Source organism: Duganella phyllosphaerae, from assembly GCF_001758785.1.
GTDB classification, from domain to species: Bacteria; Pseudomonadota; Gammaproteobacteria; order Burkholderiales; family Burkholderiaceae_D; genus Rugamonas; species Rugamonas phyllosphaerae.
Map to the genome: position 1 here is coordinate 18,948 of NZ_LROM01000094.1, position 16,556 is coordinate 35,503.

At 63.9% G+C, this 16,556-nt stretch carries 15 protein-coding genes and 2 riboswitches; of the genes, 8 read left to right on the top strand and 7 right to left on the bottom strand.

What is annotated here, in order from left to right; all coding sequences use genetic code 11:
• Window positions 1-9 precede the first annotated feature (9 nt).
• The 4 genes from DUPY_RS17160 to DUPY_RS17175 all read right to left on the bottom strand — a co-directional run bounded on the left by DUPY_RS17160 (window position 10) and on the right by DUPY_RS17175 (window position 6,312).
• Window positions 10-1,320 (bottom strand): cell division protein ZipA C-terminal FtsZ-binding domain-containing protein, encoded by a 1,311-nt coding sequence (locus DUPY_RS17160; protein WP_070249615.1) that lies wholly within the window; start codon window positions 1,318-1,320, stop codon window positions 10-12.
• Window positions 1,317-4,844: a chromosome segregation protein SMC gene (gene smc / locus DUPY_RS17165; protein WP_071651663.1), complete on the bottom strand. Its 3,528-nt coding sequence runs from the start codon at window positions 4,842-4,844 to the stop codon at window positions 1,317-1,319. Before smc ends, DUPY_RS17160 begins: the two co-directional genes overlap by 4 nt.
• A gap of 105 nt (window positions 4,845-4,949) precedes the next feature.
• Entirely contained in the window at window positions 4,950-5,582 is a 633-nt protein-coding gene (locus DUPY_RS17170; protein WP_070249616.1) for a phosphatase PAP2 family protein, read from the bottom strand.
• A 160-nt stretch (window positions 5,583-5,742) separates the two neighbouring features.
• Window positions 5,743-6,312 carry an ATP-dependent Clp protease proteolytic subunit gene (locus DUPY_RS17175; protein WP_070249617.1) on the bottom strand — a complete coding sequence of 190 codons (570 nt, stop codon included), beginning with the start codon at window positions 6,310-6,312 and terminating at the stop codon, window positions 5,743-5,745.
• Window positions 6,313-6,468: 156 nt separating this feature from the next.
• A riboswitch (glycine riboswitch) is annotated at window positions 6,469-6,555 on the top strand.
• A 19-nt stretch (window positions 6,556-6,574) separates the two neighbouring features.
• Window positions 6,575-6,672, top strand: a riboswitch (glycine riboswitch).
• A 64-nt stretch (window positions 6,673-6,736) separates the two neighbouring features.
• Here DUPY_RS17175 and gcvT point away from each other — a divergent pair.
• The 3 genes from gcvT (at window position 6,737) to gcvP (ending at window position 11,329) form a co-directional block, all read left to right on the top strand.
• Entirely contained in the window at window positions 6,737-7,858 is a 1,122-nt protein-coding gene (gcvT, locus tag DUPY_RS17180) for a glycine cleavage system aminomethyltransferase GcvT (protein ID WP_070249618.1), read from the top strand.
• Between the two features lie 50 nt (window positions 7,859-7,908).
• Window positions 7,909-8,289 (top strand): glycine cleavage system protein GcvH, encoded by a 381-nt coding sequence (gene gcvH, locus DUPY_RS17185; protein WP_070249619.1) that lies wholly within the window; start codon window positions 7,909-7,911, stop codon window positions 8,287-8,289.
• Window positions 8,290-8,434: 145 nt separating this feature from the next.
• The gene (gcvP, locus tag DUPY_RS17190) at window positions 8,435-11,329 is read left to right on the top strand and encodes an aminomethyl-transferring glycine dehydrogenase (protein ID WP_070249620.1); all 2,895 of its coding nucleotides are present in this window, start codon (window positions 8,435-8,437) and stop codon (window positions 11,327-11,329) included.
• A 65-nt stretch (window positions 11,330-11,394) separates the two neighbouring features.
• On the opposite strand, the gene DUPY_RS17195 is transcribed toward gcvP, so the two are convergent.
• The gene (locus tag DUPY_RS17195; protein ID WP_070249621.1) at window positions 11,395-11,898 is read right to left on the bottom strand and encodes a hypothetical protein; all 504 of its coding nucleotides are present in this window, start codon (window positions 11,896-11,898) and stop codon (window positions 11,395-11,397) included.
• 196 nt (window positions 11,899-12,094) lie between these two features.
• Between DUPY_RS17195 and DUPY_RS17200 the strand changes: the two genes are divergently transcribed.
• Both DUPY_RS17200 and DUPY_RS17205 read left to right on the top strand, forming a co-directional pair.
• Window positions 12,095-12,358: a hypothetical protein gene (locus DUPY_RS17200; RefSeq protein ID WP_070249622.1), complete on the top strand. Its 264-nt coding sequence runs from the start codon at window positions 12,095-12,097 to the stop codon at window positions 12,356-12,358.
• Between the two features lie 112 nt (window positions 12,359-12,470).
• Window positions 12,471-12,986 carry a cupin domain-containing protein gene (locus DUPY_RS17205; RefSeq protein WP_141749587.1) on the top strand — a complete coding sequence of 172 codons (516 nt, stop codon included), beginning with the start codon at window positions 12,471-12,473 and terminating at the stop codon, window positions 12,984-12,986.
• 24 nt (window positions 12,987-13,010) lie between these two features.
• Here the strand turns inward: DUPY_RS17205 and DUPY_RS17210 are convergent, their stop codons facing one another.
• Entirely contained in the window at window positions 13,011-14,144 is a 1,134-nt protein-coding gene (locus DUPY_RS17210) for a PQQ-dependent sugar dehydrogenase (RefSeq protein ID WP_084640766.1), read from the bottom strand.
• Between the two features lie 208 nt (window positions 14,145-14,352).
• Here DUPY_RS17210 and DUPY_RS17215 point away from each other — a divergent pair, with 208 nt between their 5' ends.
• On the top strand, window positions 14,353-14,682 hold the full coding sequence (locus tag DUPY_RS17215) for a DUF6677 family protein (RefSeq protein WP_070249624.1): 330 nt from the start codon (window positions 14,353-14,355) through the stop codon (window positions 14,680-14,682).
• 97 nt (window positions 14,683-14,779) lie between these two features.
• Here DUPY_RS17215 and DUPY_RS17220 read toward each other — a convergent pair whose 3' ends face one another.
• Window positions 14,780-15,025, bottom strand: coding sequence for a hypothetical protein (locus tag DUPY_RS17220; RefSeq protein WP_070249625.1), 246 nt, complete (start codon window positions 15,023-15,025; stop codon window positions 14,780-14,782).
• Window positions 15,026-15,125: 100 nt separating this feature from the next.
• On the opposite strand from DUPY_RS17220, the gene DUPY_RS17225 reads away from it, so the two are divergent.
• Both DUPY_RS17225 and xth read left to right on the top strand, forming a co-directional pair.
• Window positions 15,126-15,599: a DUF421 domain-containing protein gene (locus DUPY_RS17225; RefSeq protein WP_070249626.1), complete on the top strand. Its 474-nt coding sequence runs from the start codon at window positions 15,126-15,128 to the stop codon at window positions 15,597-15,599.
• An 8-nt stretch (window positions 15,600-15,607) separates the two neighbouring features.
• A complete protein-coding gene (gene xth / locus DUPY_RS17230) occupies window positions 15,608-16,393 on the top strand; it encodes an exodeoxyribonuclease III (protein WP_070249627.1) in 786 nt (261 codons plus the stop codon).
• Window positions 16,394-16,556: the final 163 nt, after the last annotated feature.

Below are 16,556 nucleotides of genomic sequence, written 5' to 3' on the forward strand. Positions count from 1 at the left end.
TTACTCGGCTCAGCTAAACAGGCGCATGGCGCGGGTGGAACCGGCCGGGATGTCGGCGTCATTCATTTCGGTGTAGAAGTCCTGCACCTGCTTGGCGATTTCGGCGAGCGCAGCGTCGGACAGCGGCTGGTTGTAGTCGTCCACGATGGTGGCGTCCAGGCGGCCCATCAGCGACTTGGCGCAGGCGATCATGGCGCCGAAGCCGTCGCGCGCGGGCGCCACGCAGGGCACGTCGAGCAGCAGGGTCAGGCGCGACGTGGTTTCCTCGGCCAGCGTGACGTTGGTGGACAGCGAGAAAAGGAAGCCGCCGTCGCCGTCGGGCATCACGTAGCGGCCGTCCGGGCGCAGATCGAAGCCCTGCTTTTCCAGTGCGCCGATCAAGGTGTTGATCGCCCATGGTGCGCCATTGGTGTGCAGGTTGACGCCCAGCTGGGCGTCGTGGCTGGCGACGAAGCGGTGCAGGTTGCGCGCTTCGGCCATTACTTCGATCATGTCCGGCACTTCCGGTTCGGCGCCGATTTCGTCGGACATGGCGCGCAGGCGCGTGACCAGCTCCGAGTATTCGAGTTCGTTCAGCGCAGTGCTGCGGCTGGCCAGCTGGATGCCGCCTTGCAGCCTGGTGTACACGCCACCGTAGGCGATCGGTTCCCAGTCGCCGGAGACGGCCAGGCCGATGTAGTTGAGCGGCTTGTTGCCGACCATGCGCAGGGTTTGCAGCACCGGCAGCAGCTTGTCGCCGCGCAGCGGGGCTTCCAGCGCCAGCGGCAGCAGGCAGTCGATCAACGGATCGACCAGCGCGGTGGCCTGCTCGGCCGCCGCTGCGGCAGCGGCGTTGGCGCGGGCGGCCAGTTCGTCCTCGTCCGGCTCGGGTGCACCGGGCGCGACCGGGTCGATGGTAAATTCAGGGATCGGCGGCAAAGCCGGCCCTGCTGGACTAACCGGGCTCAGTACGGCGCCCAGGGCGGCAGCCGACGCAGTGGCTTCGGCGCCTGCCACGCCAGGGGAATCGGACACCGGCTCGTCGAGCGAGAAGCTTGGTTCCTGGCGCACGGCGGGATCGAGTCCTGGCGCAGTGACCGGAGCGGCAGCGCGCACCGGGGCTGGCGCGACCGGCGCGGCAGGCACCGGGTTCTGCGCATAGGACGGCGCCGACGATGCATTGGGCGCATTTGGATCGCGCATCAGCACGTCGTCGTGATCGGTGCCGAACGCGCGTTCCACGCTTTTCTTGGCCTTGTATTCTTGGATCTTGTTATAGGTGAAAACGCCGGCGACGAACACGCCCGCGAGCCCGATCAAACTCAGTTGGAGATCTGTCATGCTGCTTGTACCTCAGTTGCAAAGTTGGCGGCGGACTCCATGTCCACCGCCACGATGCGCGACACGCCCTGCTCCTGCATCGTCACACCGATTAGTTGATTGGCCATCTCCATCGCAATCTTGTTGTGCGAGATGAAGAGGAATTGGGTATGTTCCGACATGCGCTTGACCATGCGGCAAAAGCGCTCGGTGTTGGCGTCGTCCAGCGGCGCATCGACCTCGTCGAGCAGGCAGAATGGCGCGGGATTCAAGCGGAACATGGAGAACACCAGCGCGGTTGCCGTCAGCGCTTTTTCGCCACCGGACAACAGGTGGATGGTGGCGTTCTTTTTGCCCGGCGGCTGCGCCATGACCTGCACGCCGGAGTCGAGGATCTCGTCGCCGGTCATGATCAGTTTGGCCTGGCCGCCGCCGAACAGGATGGGGAACAATTCGGAAAAATGACCGTTGACGCGGTCGAACGTATCTAGCAGCAGGTCGCGGGTTTCCTTGTCGATGTGGGTGATCGCATTTTCCAGCGTGGCGATCGCTTCCATCAGGTCGGCAGTCTGCGCGTCGAGGAAATTCTTGCGCTCCGAGGCGGTGGCCAGCTCGTCGAGCGCCGCCAGGTTCACCGCGCCCAGCAGCGATATGGCGTTGGTCAGGCGCGTGACCTCGCCTTGCAGGTACGAGGCCTTCATGTCCGGATGCAGTTTTTGGGACAGCGCCGCTTCGTCCGCCTGCGCTTCGGCCAGCTGGGCGGCGAACTGCTCCTGGTTCAGGCGCGCGGCCTGCTCTTTCAGTTGCAGCTCGGTGATCTTGTCGCGCTGCGGCTGCAGCGCGCGCTCGGTGGACATGCGCCCTTCCTCGAAGGCACGCATCTGCTGCGCCACCTGGTCCAATTCGTGGCGCGCGTCCGACAAGGCTTTTTCCTGGTCGGTGCGGCGATCGAGCAGGTCCTGCAAGCCGTCGTTGGCAGCCCCCGAATCGAGGTTGGCCAGTTCCATGTGGCCGGCCTCCATGCTGTCGGTCACCTGCACCACCTGGGCGGTGGCGGTGGCAATCGCGCGGCGCAGTTCCTCGATCTTGTTGCGGTGGGTTTTCTCGGCAAAGGCGATTTCCTGGGCGGCGCGTTCGAGATCGCGCGCGGCGTCGCGGGCGTCGGCCAGGCGCTGCTCCTGTTCCAGGAACACGGTCTGACCGTCTTCGTGCTCGCCTTGCAGGTTACCGAGTTCCATGTCGAGCTGCTCGAACTTTTCTTCCGACTCGAGCTTGATCTGGGTTTGCTCTTCTTCCTGCGCGACGATCTCGGCCAGGTCGGCGGCGATCTGCGTGCTGCGCTGGTTGAAGCGCGCTTCGATCTCGGACAGTTTGACCACTTCGATTTGCAGCTTGTGCACCGACTGTTGCAGGCTTTGCAGCTTGACGCGGGCGTCACCGAGCGCGCGCGTGTGGGCGCTGAGCGCTGCTTCGGCGCGCACGGCGCGCGCACGCGCCTCGTCGGCCAGCATTTGCTGGGCGCGCAGCTGGCGCGTGAGGTTCTCGATTTCCTGCTGCCGCCCCAGCATGCCGTCCTGCTCGGAATCGGCCGCGTAAAAGCGCACGCTGGCCGCGTTGATCACGTGGCCCTGCGGCGTGACGAAGCTGCCGCCCAGCGGCAGTTTGACCCGCTCGGCAAACGCGGTAGCCACATCGGGCGCCTGGTAGACATTGTGCAGCCAGTCTTGCAGCAGGCCGCGCAGGCCGGGATCGTTCAGTTTCAATAAGTCGATGAACGGCGCCAGGCCCGAAGCGTCCACCGGTGCTGGCGGCGCACTGGACGACGGCGCATACAGCGCCAGCCTGGCCGGCGGCGCATCGGCAAAGAAGGCCTTGGCCCAGTCGATATTGGACAGTTGCAGCGCCGACGTGCGCTCGCGCAGCACCGCTTCCAGCGCGGTCTCCCAGCCGGCTTCGATATGCAGCTTTTGCCACAGGCGCGGCAAGGTATCGAGTTCGTGTTTTTGCAGCCACGGCGTGACCTTGCCCTCGGTCTGCACCCGTTCCTGCAACTGGCGCAGCGCATTCAGGCGCGCTTCCAGCTGGGCGTTGGCGGCGGCCTCGGCGTTGACTTGCTGCTGGGCGTCGCGGCGTTCCTGTTCCAGCGCCGGTTGCTGCGCGGTCAGTTCTTCGAGCAAGCCGGTCTGTTCTTCGAGCTGATATTGCTGCTCTTCCTGCTGCTCGCGCAGGTTGCTCAGATGGGCGCTGTCGGGCAGGCTCAGGCCGTGCTTTTCCTGTTGCAGCCGTTCGCGCCGCACGGCCAGGCTCCCCAGGATATTGCTGGCGTTGCGCTGGTGCGCCGACTCCAGTTCCAGCTGCTGCTGCGCCTGCATGATGCGGGCGCGCGACTGCGTGCTTTTTTCCTGCGCGGCGCGCCACGCCTGCTCCAGCAGCGGCAGCGATTCGGCCTTCTGTTCGGCGCGCATCTGCGCCTCTTCCACCTTGGCGCCCAGCTCTTCGAGCGTGAATTCCGCTTCCTCGATCTGGCCGCCATATTCGGTGGCTTGCTGCTGCCACTGGTCCCGCTGGGCGGTGAGCGTGGCCAGCTGCGATTGCAGCCGGCTGCGCGATTCGATCACGAACTTGATCTGCGCTTCCAGGCTGCCGATTTCGGCATTGGTCTGGTACAGCGCGCCCTGTGCCGTGTGCAGGCGGTCGCCGGCGGCAAAGTGCGACTGGCGCAGGTGTTCGAGCGACAGCTCGACGTTGCGCAGCTTGGCGGTTTGTTCTTCGAGGTCGTTCTGGGCCTGCTCCATCTCGCGGAATACGCGCTTTTGCTCGCTTTCCGCCTCGACCTTGCGCAGCAGCCAGAGCAGCTTCTGCTTCTCTTCCTGGTCCGCTTGCAGCTGGTGGAACCTGGTGGCGACGGCGGCCTGGCCTTCGAGCTTCTCCAGGTTGCTGTTCAGTTCGCGCAAGATGTCTTCCACGCGCAGCAGATTCTCGCGCGTGTCGTGCAGGCGGTTTTCGGTTTCGCGGCGGCGTTCCTTGTACTTGGAGACGCCGGCCGCCTCTTCCAGGAACACCCGCAGTTCTTCAGGACGCGACTCGATGATGCGGCTGATCATGCCCTGGCCGATGATGGCGTAGGCGCGCGGCCCGAGGCCGGTGCCGAGGAAAATGTCCTGGATATCGCGCCGGCGCACCGGCTGGCCATTGATGTAATAGGTGGACGTGCCGTCGCGCGTGAGGGTGCGCTTGACGGCGATCTCGGCATACTGGCCCCACTGCCCCGCGGCCTTGCCGTCGGCGTTGTCGAACACCAGTTCCACCGACGAGCGCCCGGCCGGCTTGCGGTGGGTGGAGCCGTTGAAAATCACGTCCTGCATCGACTCGCCGCGCAGCTCGGACGCCTTCGATTCGCCCAGCACCCAGCGCACGGCGTCGATGATGTTGGACTTGCCGCAGCCGTTCGGTCCCACCACGCCAACCAGCTGCCCCGGCACCTGGAAATTGGTGGGATCAACGAAAGACTTAAATCCCGACAATTTGATGGAAGATAGACGCACGTTGGTTTACTTGGAATATGGGCTATAAAGGTTCGCAATAATACCATTTAGCTTATCGACCAAGGCCAAAAACCACGACCGCAAGCGTGCGGCCCGACGCGAGAGCTAGTGGGCCACGTTGGAGTTATTGTGGCGCCACATCTCGCGGGTATAAGGATGATCGCGGCCCGAAAGTTTGAGCGCCACTTGCGTGATCCAGTCTTCTGCAGGAATCGGCTCGACATTGGGCGCCACCAGCACGATCGGCAGGCACAGCACGGCCAACATGCGGCTCAGTGCCCAGCGGTGCTCGCGGCTGGCAAAATAGATGAAGCCGCCCGCCACCGCCAGGCCGAGGATGGCGCCGGTGACCACTTCCGACACCGAATGGGCCAGCGTGGGCACGCGCGAGATGGAAATCAGCACAGCCAGGATCACACCGGCGGCTGCACCAACGTAGCGCGCATACGGACCGCTGGAACGCAGCACCAGGTAGCCGGCCACCGGGTACACCGCCGCCGCGCGCATGGCGTGGCCGCTGAAACCGGCAAACTCGACGGACTCCACGCCCAATCCCCATCCCATGAACATCATCTTGGTGATCACCACCAGCGCCATGCCGATGCCGAACAACATGGCCCAGGCCAGCGTCAGCCGCCATTGCTTGCCTGCGATCAGGTAGATGGCGATGGCTGCGCCGATGGGGCCGGTGACAGCCAGGCTGCCGATCATGCTCAAGAGGTGCCAAAAATACATCATCCGTAAAGCCTTTCATTTATTGCATTGCACCATGCTATTTAAACACAGCAGCAGCATTGTAGCCAATTAATGCAGTGCGGCAATTATGAATGTAGTGCAAGGAAAGGATACAAGCGTGCGGATGGGAGACCGGAAGGCGCCGGGATCGGCGCCTGGGGGATCAGATGTTGGCAACGCGCTGGCCGCGCGGGGGAATGAAGTCCTTGATGTCGTTGATCATGCCGACGTCGCGGGCGTCCGATGCGGTCAGGTGCAGGTCGGAATACGCATGGGTGCGCCAGTGTTCTTCGGACAGTTGCACGTGTTCGCGCAGGATTTGCTCGGTGCGCGCGTCGTCGGCCTGCAAGCCTTCGACGATGATGCGCAGCGCATCGGGGCGGGCGCCGTGCGGGGCGCTGGCGTGCGACTTGTGCACCATGAAGCGCGAGGTCTCGCTGGCGTAGCGCTCTTCCCCGGCCAGGAACAGGATCACGGCGATCGACGCTACCGCGCCGGCGTTGTAGGTGACGATCTTGATCGGCAGCTTGCTCAGGTAGTTGTACAGGCATATGCCATCGCTGACATAGCCGCCGTTGGACTGGATCAGGATGTGGGCGGTGGTGATGCGGTCTTCGGTCATGTCGGCAACGGCGTCGAACATGCGGCGTACCATATCGCTGTTGACGTCGCCGGACAGCGTAAACCACGCCTGGCCAGCGTACTCGTCTAAGGATTGTGGGTCTTGGCTCATGGCTGGGCTCTCAAAATTGTGTGATTTATTCTAGCAAAAAGTTGTCTTTTGGGCTTTTTACTTGCGCGCCATTCGTGCGGTGCTCTGCGAACTCGTCTGTGCGCTGGTTCACGGCCCCGCAAGATTGACATGGTGAGCCTTCTGACTTATATTCCCGAGTCTTGATCGGGAGAGGGCAATCCAGCGTTGCCGCCGAAGGGGCACTACCCAAAAACTCTCAGGCAAAAGGACCGGTCAAGGGGCGCCGCATGGCAACATGCGCTGCTCAAACTCTGGAGAGCGATTGCCTCAGCAATCCACCGAAGGGGCGCACGGGGTCATTCCCGTTATCTCTCAGGTACCAAGGACAGAGGGGTCTGCAACATTGCGGAACAGCTTAGCTGTTCCTTGTATGCTCTGTTAACCCTCTTGATCCTGGACCGCCATGACGCTCAAAGCCACACCCCTCAATAACGCACACCGCGCAGCCGGCGCCCGCATGGTCGATTTCGGCGGCTGGGACATGCCGGTGAACTACGGTTCGCAGATCGAGGAACACCATGCCGTGCGCACCGACGTCGGCATGTTCGACGTGGCGCACATGTGCGTCGTGGACATCCGTGGCGACAACGCGCGCGCTTTCCTGCGCGGTCTGCTGGCCAACAACGTCGACAAGCTGCAAGTGTCGGGCAAGGCACTGTACTCGTGCATGCTCAACCCGCAAGGCTTCGTGATCGACGACCTGATCGTCTATTTCATCAACGAGAGCTGGTTCCGCCTGGTGGTCAACGCCGGCACCGCCGAAAAAGACGTGGCATGGATGCAGGCGCAGAACGACGCGACCAACAGCGGCCTGACCATCACCCAACGCAGGGATGGTGCCGACGCCATGGCACTGATCGCCGTGCAGGGCCCGAACGCCCGCGCCAAGGTGTGGCAAGTGATCCCTGAAGCGCAGGCCGGCACTGCCGACATGAAGCCATTCAACGTGGCCTTTGCCCAGAGCGCGCAATTTGGTGAAGCGATGATCGCCCGCACCGGTTACACCGGCGAAGACGGCTTCGAGATCGGCGTGGCGGCAACCCAGGCCGAAGCGCTGTGGAACGCGCTGGTGGCCGCAGGTGTGAAACCGGCAGGCCTGGGCGCGCGCGACACGCTGCGCCTGGAAGCCGGCATGAACCTGTACGGCCAGGACATGGACGAAACCGTCAACCCGCTCGACGCCGGCCTGGCCTGGACCATCGACCTGGTGTCGGAACGCGACTTCATCGGCAAGGCCGCGCTGCAAGCGCTGGGCCAGAACAGCCAGTTCGTGGGCCTGATCCTGCGCGAAAAAGGCGGCGTACTGCGCGCCCACCAAAAAGTGATCGTGGCCGGCAGCGATGCGGTCGGCGAAATCACCAGCGGCACCTTCAGCCCGACCATGCAGCAGGCCATCGCGCTGGCGCGGGTACCGAACGGCGTGGCCGTCGGCGACACCGTGCACGTCGAAATCCGCGACAAGAAACTGGCTGCCTCGGTCGTCAAGCTGCCGTTCGTGCGCAACGGCAAAATCCTGGCCGTTTAATTTTTTCGATTTTTCTCACCATACACCACCCCACCCCACTGGAGCTTTACATGAACATTCCTGCCGACCTGAAGTACACCGAATCCCACGAATGGGTACGCACTGAAGCCGACGGCACCGTTACCGTCGGCATCACCGAGTTCGCGCAAGATGCGCTCGGCGACATCGTCTTCGTCGAACTGCCAAAAGTGGGCACGACCTACGGCGCCGGCGACGACGCCGCCGTGGTGGAATCGGTGAAGGCCGCCAGCGACATCTACGCGCCAGTGGCTGGCGAAGTGGTGGCGGTGAACGACGACGTGGTCAACGCGCCAGAGTCGATCAACAGCGACGCTTACGCCAACTGGCTGTTCAAGATCAAGCCGAGCGACGCCGCAGCCGTTGACGGCCTGCTCGACGCTGCCGCTTACGGCAGCGCCACCGCTTCCTGATTCGCCAGTAACGCTTCCACCGTCATTCCCGCGAATGCGGGAATCCATAGAACCGGCGAGTCGTTCAACCGTTCCTTGGATCCCCGCTTTCGCGAGGATGACGGCTCAGAGTTCCCGTCTCATTATTAAAGCTCCCCGCCCTCCTATGACCCGCACCAGCCTGACCCAACTCGAAGCCCGCGACGCCTTCATCGCGCGCCACATCGGCCCGGACGCCGCCGAACAGCAAGCCATGCTGGCGACGCTCGGCTACCCCACCCGCGCCGCCCTGATCGACGCCATCGTTCCGGCCAACATCCGCAACAAGGCCGCCCTGCCGCTGGGCGTCTACTCCGCGCCGCTGCCGGAAAGCGAAGCGCTGGCCAAGCTCAAGAAAATCGCCTCGAAAAACAAGGTGCTCAAGTCGCTGATCGGCCAGGGCTACTACAACACCACCACGCCAGGCGTGGTACTGCGTAACATCTTCGAAAACCCGGCCTGGTACACCGCGTACACGCCGTACCAGCCAGAGATTTCGCAAGGCCGCCTGGAAGCGATCCTGAACTTCCAGCAAACCATCACCGACCTGACCGGCATGGGCATCGCCAATGCGTCGATGCTCGACGAAGGCACCGCCGCCGCCGAAGCGATGACGCTGATCCAGCGCGTGGGCAAGTCGAAGTCGAACACGTTCTATGTCGCTGACGACGTGCTGCCGCAAACGCGCGAAGTGCTGGAAACCCGCGCCAAGCCGCTGGGCATCATCATCAAGCCGTTCCACCCGGCCGAACTCTCCAGCATCACCGACGCTTTCGGCGTGCTGCTGCAATACCCCGGCGTCAATGGCGTGGTGCGCGATTACAAGGCCGGCGTGGAAGCGGTGAAAGCCGCCGGTGCGATGGTCGTCGTCGCTGCCGACCTGCTCGCGCTGACCATGCTCACGCCGCCGGGCGAATGGGGCGCGGACGTGGTTGTCGGTAACAGCCAGCGCTTCGGCGTTCCGCTGGGCTTTGGCGGCCCGCACGCCGGCTACCTGTCCACCCGCGACGAATTCAAGCGCAGCATGTCGGGCCGCCTGGTTGGCGTGACCATCGACGCGCAAGGCAACAAAGCCTACCGCCTGGCGCTGCAAACCCGCGAGCAGCACATCCGCCGCGAAAAAGCCACGTCCAACATCTGCACCGCGCAAGTGCTGCTGGCCGTGATCGCCTCGATGTACGCCGTGTACCACGGCCCGAAAGGCCTGCAGCAGATCGCCCAGCGCGTGCACCGCTACACCGGCATCGTTGCCGCCAACCTGAAAACGCTCGGCTACACGGTCACCAACGAGACCTATTTCGATACCCTGACGGTAGCCACCGCCAACGCCGAACAGCTGCACGCCTCGGCCCACTCGCACGGCGTGAACCTGCGCGTGATCGACGCGTCGCACGTCGGCATTTCGCTCGACGAAACCACCACCCGCGAAGACATCGCCCTGCTGTGGACCGTGTTCGCCCATCCGGTCGGTGGCCCGGCCCATGGCCCGGACCTCGACACCGTCGAAGCCGGCGTCACCGAAGCGTTCCCGGCCACCTTGGCCCGTACCAGCGCCTACCTGACGCACCCGGTATTCAACCGCTACCATTCGGAGACCGAAATGCTGCGCTACCTGCGCAGCCTGGCGGACAAGGACCTGGCGCTGGACCGCACCATGATCCCGCTCGGCTCGTGCACCATGAAGCTCAACGCCACGTCCGAAATGATCCCGGTCACCTGGCCCGAGTTCTCGAACATCCACCCGTTCGCACCGGACAGCCAGACCGTGGGCTACCGCGAAATGATCGCCCAGCTCGAAGAAATGCTGTGCGCCGTCACCGGCTACGCCGCCATCTCGCTGCAGCCTAACGCCGGCTCGCAGGGCGAATACGCCGGTTTGCTGGTGATCCAGGCTTACCACCAGTCGCGCAACGAAGGCCATCGCAACATCTGCCTGATTCCATCGTCGGCGCACGGCACCAACCCGGCATCGGCCAGCATGGTCGGCATGCAGGTGGTGGTCACCGCCTGCGATGCCAACGGCAACGTCGACCTGGCCGACCTGAAGGCCAAGGCCGAGCTGCACTCGAAGAACCTGGCCTGCGCCATGGTCACCTACCCGTCCACGCACGGCGTGTTCGAAGAAGGCATCCAGGAACTGTGCGAGATCGTCCACGGCCACGGCGGCCAGGTGTACATCGACGGCGCCAACATGAATGCACTGGTGGGCGTTGCTGCTCCCGGCGCGTTCGGCGGCGACGTTTCGCACCTGAACCTGCACAAGACCTTCTGCATTCCGCACGGTGGTGGCGGTCCTGGCGTGGGTCCGATCGGCGTGGGTGCGCACCTGGCCAAGTTCCTGCCGAACCAGCGTTCGAACGGCTACATTCGCGACAACGCCGGCATCGGCGCGGTCAGCGCGGCGCCGTACGGCTCGGCCAGCATTTTGCCGATTTCGTGGATGTACATCGCCATGATGGGCGCAGAAGGCCTGACGGCTGCGACCGAAAACGCCATCCTGGGCGCCAACTACATCGCCCGCCGCCTGGCGCCGCACTACCCGGTGCTGTACACGGGCCATGATGGCCTGGTGGCGCACGAGTGCATCATCGACCTGCGTCCGCTACAGGATGCCACGGGCATCACCAACGAGGACGTGGCCAAGCGCCTGATGGACTTCGGCTTCCACGCCCCGACCATGAGCTTCCCGGTACCGGGCACCCTGATGATCGAGCCGACCGAAAGCGAATCGAAGGTCGAGATGGACCGCTTCATCGACGCCATGATCGCCATCCGCAACGAGATCGCCAAGGTCGAAAGCGGCGAGTTCGACAAGCTGGACAACCCGCTCAAGCACGCCCCGCACACGGCCGAAGTGCTGACCGCCGACAAGTGGGAACGCAAGTACTCGCGCGAAGTGGCAGCCTACCCGGTGCCATCGCTGCGCAAGCAGAAGTACTGGCCGCCGGTAGGCCGCGCCGACAACGTCTACGGCGACCGTAACCTGTTCTGCGGCTGCGCGCCGATGAGCGACTACGAGTAATCCGTCGTTAAGCGGCATCCGCTTCGGGGGCAGTTCCGGTATTCGGAACTGCCCCCGAATTTATTTCAGGGCACGATGACGGTGATCGCGCCTTTTTCCGGATGCTCTGCCAGTTGCCGGCCGATGGCCGCCTGCATCTGGACGATGTCGGCCGTGGCGCTGTCGCTGCGGCGGGTCATCTCGAGCGTGGCGCCGCGCGGGTCGTGGCATACCAGGGATGCCTGCGCTACCTTGCAGCTCAACGTCATGTCCTCTGGCCGCTGCGGTGGCCGGATGTCGGCAGGTAATGCGCGCGCCTGCAGCTGGTTGCCGTCGAGCGTGGTCCGCATCGGCATGCCGATGCGCAGCGGCAGCTGTTGCATCCTTCCTGCATGCCGCCTGGCGCCGACCATCACCGCCGTGCCGCCTGGCTCCAGGTACAGGTCGATCTGGCGGGTGCCGCCTTCAAACGGTGTCTCGCCCGTGCTCCAGGTGCCGGTGAGGCTGGCGGGCAGTGGTTGGGCCGCCAGCGCGCCGTTGTGGCAAGCCAGCAGCGCGATGCCGACGAGTAGGAGTTTGACGGGGTTCATGGCAGCAGTTCCAGGTGGGGAGAATGACAACATATTACCTGAAGCGCAACACCGACAACTGTCGTCCCTGCAAGTGTTCAGGTTCACACCGACAGGCATGTCCTACAAGTGCGCAGCATGGCGCCTGATGGCGAGCACGACGGACAGGGCCTAAGATGAATTCACCCCAAGCACGGGGCCACAACCGGAGACGATCATGGCTAACCAGAACAATCAGCAAGGCAATCCGCTCAACCCAGATCAACGCAATCCCGACCAGCGCAATCCCATGCAAGATTCCTCGCAAGACCGCAGCCAGCGCAGTGACCAAGGCAACCAGCAAAGTGACCGTCCGCTCAGCGAAGATGACGAACTGGACAGCGATTACGGCTCCGAAAGCGGTTCGCGCAGCGGCACTCGGGAACAAGGCCAGGAGCAGGGTCAGCAGCCGGGGCGGCAGAATCAGCGCACTGACCGCTAACTGTCGTTAGCCAATAAGCAGCGGCCTTCGGGCCGCTATTTTCGCCGGCTTGCCTCTTGCACGAAATGTTGATCAAGGGTAAATTGTCATTTTAAAAACATGAGCTGGCGAAATGACGAGCAGATTTCTGCAGCAGGTGGCGGCCCTGGGGCTGGGTGCGGATCCTACCGATCAACAACTAGGCGAAGTCGGACGGCTGATGCAGGACTGGATGCGCTTGCCGCGCGCCCTGCCCGACGACGTGATGGCACTGCCCAAGGCCGACGGACAGCAGGAACTGCTCTATCCGTTGCACGTCGCCCACGGCAAGCCGGCACTGTACCTGGTCTCGGACGGGCCCGGGGTGGCCAGTCCGCCGCACGAGCACACCACCTGGGCGGTCATCATCGGCCTGTCCGGCAACGAGCGCAACGTGCTTTATCAGCGCGACACCGCTGCCGCGACCTTGCACGCACTGTGCACGATCGACGTCAAGGAAAACGACGTGATCCACCTGCGCGCCGATGCGATCCATGCCACCGTTGCAGCAGACGACCTGCCCACCTTCCACCTCCACCTCTATGGCAAGCCGCTGGCCGAGCTGGCGCCGTACGCTTCGCGCTGCTACCCGGCGGCGTCCGCTCCTTGATACTGCCCTCGTTCACCAGCAGTCTCACTGCAACGGGATACTGACAATGCGGTCGTCGCCGGGGCGCGGCTCGCCGCGGCTGTCGGTGTTGTTGGTCATCATCCACAGCAGGCCTTCGGGCGACACCACCACGTCGCGCAGGCGGCCGTATTCACCGGGATAGCGGTCAACAGAAGTCGATGGCTTGGCCAGCGGGATTTGCCGCAGCCGTTCGCCGCGCAGGTTGGCGATATAGATCGAACTGCCGCGTATCGCCATGCCGCTCGGGCTGGCGGTGGACGTGCTCCACTGCTGCAGCGGATTGGTGTAGCGGCTGTCGGTGGCGATGCCCTCCACCACCGGCCAGCCATAGTTGGCGCCGGCCGTGATGCGGTTCAGTTCATCCCAGGTATTCTGGCCGAATTCCGAGGCATACATGGCGCCGTCGGCGGCCCAGGCAATGCCTTGCGGGTTGCGGTGACCGAGGCTGTAGACATACGATCCGGGGAACGGGTTGTCGCGCGGGACCGCGCCTTCCGGCGTCATGCGCAGGATCTTGCCGCCCAGCGAGGCCATGTCCTGGGCGCGCGCGGTGTTGGCGGCGTCGCCGGCGGTGGCGTACAGCATACCGTCCGGACCAAAGGCGATGCGGCCGCCATTATGGGTGGAGGCGGCCGGGATGCCGTTCAGGACCGACTGCACGGCGCCCAGCCGGATGCCGGCGCCGTCGCCCGACAGCGGATACCGCACGATGCGGTTCTGGCTGCCGGCGGTGAAATACACGTACAGGTAATCGTCGCGCACGGCGATGCCCAGCAGGCCGCCTTCCCCGCTGCCATTGACGCCGGCGATCACCGCCACCTCGCTTACAGCGCCGTTGCTGCCCACGGCCACGATGCGGTCGGTATCGCGCTCGCTCACCAAGGGCGTGCCCTTGTAGAACGCGATCGACCACGGCGCGCGCAGGCCGCTCGCCACCACGGTCGGCGCGGTCGGCGCGGTGGGTGTGCCGGGATTGCCGGGATTGCCGGGGTTGGCCGGAGGGTTGACGACCACCACGGTATCGTCGCTGGAGCCGCCGCAGGCGGCCAGGCCCAGCGCGACGGCAAGCGTGAAGGCCAACTTGCCCCCGTGAGCGGCCAGGCTGGCCGGACGTACTGCAGCAGTGGTGCGGGTCATGGCGGTCTCCTTGGTCTGGTCGCGGCCGGGGTCGCGGTGAGAAATGCCAAACTACATGTTTTCCGCGACCGCCGGCGCACCGCTCGCGTCTCGTTCTGCTAACCGGACGCGCATGACAGTCTGCGGCAGGTAAGATAGCTTGCTCCAGGCTGCCGAGTTGCGCCAACAATATCTCCGCACGAAAAATTTACGACAGGATGACGTCCGCATGAAAGCGAAAACCAAGGCAGTTCTCATCTCGGCGCTGCTGTTCCCCGGCCTCGGTCATTTCGTGCTCAAGCGCGCCATGCGCGGCTGCCTGTTCATCGTGCCCACCTTGCTGGCGATCGGCGTACTGCTGCGTACCACGCTCACGCTGGCTGACCAGTTGGTGGCCGAAATCCAGAGCGGTGCCCTGCCCCTCGATGTGCCGGTCATCATGGCGCGCATCAGCGCCTCCGGCGGCGACGATGCCAGCACCAACCTGGCGTCGCTGGTACTGGTGGCGTGCTGGCTCGGTGCGATACTCGATGCGTGGTGGCTGGCGCGCAACCAATAATCGATTCACGACGCGATATCCAGGATGCCAATCGCCCGGACGGAAACGCAGGCGCCATGACGCGCAAGCAGCGCCAGCAGCCGTCAATTCATTTCCTTCATTTTTTGGAATCATCGTCGTTCTTGACCGCACCGCGCAGATTGGTCACCACCAGGCACAGCTGAAGGATGATCAACGCCCAGGCCTGGTCGTGCAGGCCCCACGCCACCCACAGGGCATTACTTCCCAGAAAACACCAGAAGCCGAGCTTGCGGCGCCGGTGGTGCCCGGAACCCACCAGCCAGGCGGCCAGCAGGGTGATGGCCATCGCGGGCCATTGTAGCAAATTGATCAAGTCGTCCATGGGCACAGCGTAGCGACCACAAGGCGCGCGCACTGTTAGCGAACCCACCTTCATGGTCACAAAACGATGACTATAATGCATGACATTGCAAGGAGGCCCCATGTTCGAACTGGACTTGCCCTGGTGGGAGCTGGTGCTGCGCGCCAGCCTCATCTACATCGCCCTGCTGGTCATGATGCGCTTCACCGGCAAGCGCACCGTGGGACAGTTCACGCCGTTCGACCTGCTGGTCGTGATGCTGCTGTCCGAAGCGGTGTCGAACGGGCTGTCGGCCGGTGAAGACTCGGTGTCCGGCGCGCTGATCTCGGCCGGCACCCTCATCGTGCTCAACGTCGGCATCGCGATTGCCACTTCGCGTAGCGAAAAGATGGCCAAGCTGGTCGATGGCGAAGCGGTGCTGCTGGGCCGCGACGGCCAGGTGTTCAAGGACGCCATGAAGCGCGAACACGTGGCCAAGGGCGACGTCGACCAGGCGCTGCGCGAAGCGGACTGCCCGCTTGATAAAATGAAGTATGTCTTCCTCGAAGCGAACGGCATGATCACCGTGCTCAAGGAAGAGTCATCATCAACTTAAGGAATTCCATGCGCATCGCCACCTTCAACATCAACGGCATCGGCGCCCGCCTGCCGGCCCTGCTGCAATGGCTGCAAGAAACCCAGCCCGACGTGGTCTGCCTGCAGGAACTCAAAGCGCCGCAGGAAAAGTTTCCCGAGGCGGCACTCCAGGAAATCGGCTACGAGGCGATCTGGCACGGCCAGAAAAGCTGGAACGGCGTGGCGATCCTGGCCCGTGGCGTCAAGCCGATCGAAGTCGGACGCGGTCTGCCCGGCGATCCTGAAGACGAACAGAGCCGCTACATCGAAGCAGTGGTCAACGGCGTGCTCATTTGCGGCCTGTACCTGCCCAACGGCAACCCGGCGCCCGGCCCCAAGTTCGACTACAAGCTCGCATGGTTCGAGCGCCTGATCACCCATGCGGCCGGCCTGATGGAAGCCGGGACGCCCACCGTGATCGCCGGCGACTTCAACGTCATGCCGACCGACCTCGACGTGTACAAGCCCGAGCGTTGGGTCGATGACGCCCTGTTCCGCCCCGAAACGCGCGAGGCCTTTCACCGCCTGCTGGCGCAAGGCTGGACCGACGCCCTGCGCACCATGCACCCGGGCGAGACCATCTACACGTTCTGGGATTATTTCCGCAACGCTTACGGGCGCAATGCCGGCATTCGCATCGACCATTTATTGCTTTCCCCCGACTTGGCGCCACACCTGAAAAAGGCCGAGGTGGATCGCGACGTGCGTGGCCGCGAAAAGCCCAGCGACCACGCGCCGGTATGGATAGAACTCGACCTCGACGGAGACCATTGATGGGCATACTGACAGATCAACCGGGCGACGACGTCGCCGATATTTTTACCGACACGGCCAGCGGAGCCAGCGGAGCCAACCAAAAGTGGCCGCAAAAAATCTGGCTGGTGCGCCACGGCCAGAGCGCAGGCAACGTCGCGCGCGATGCGGCCGAGGCGGCCCC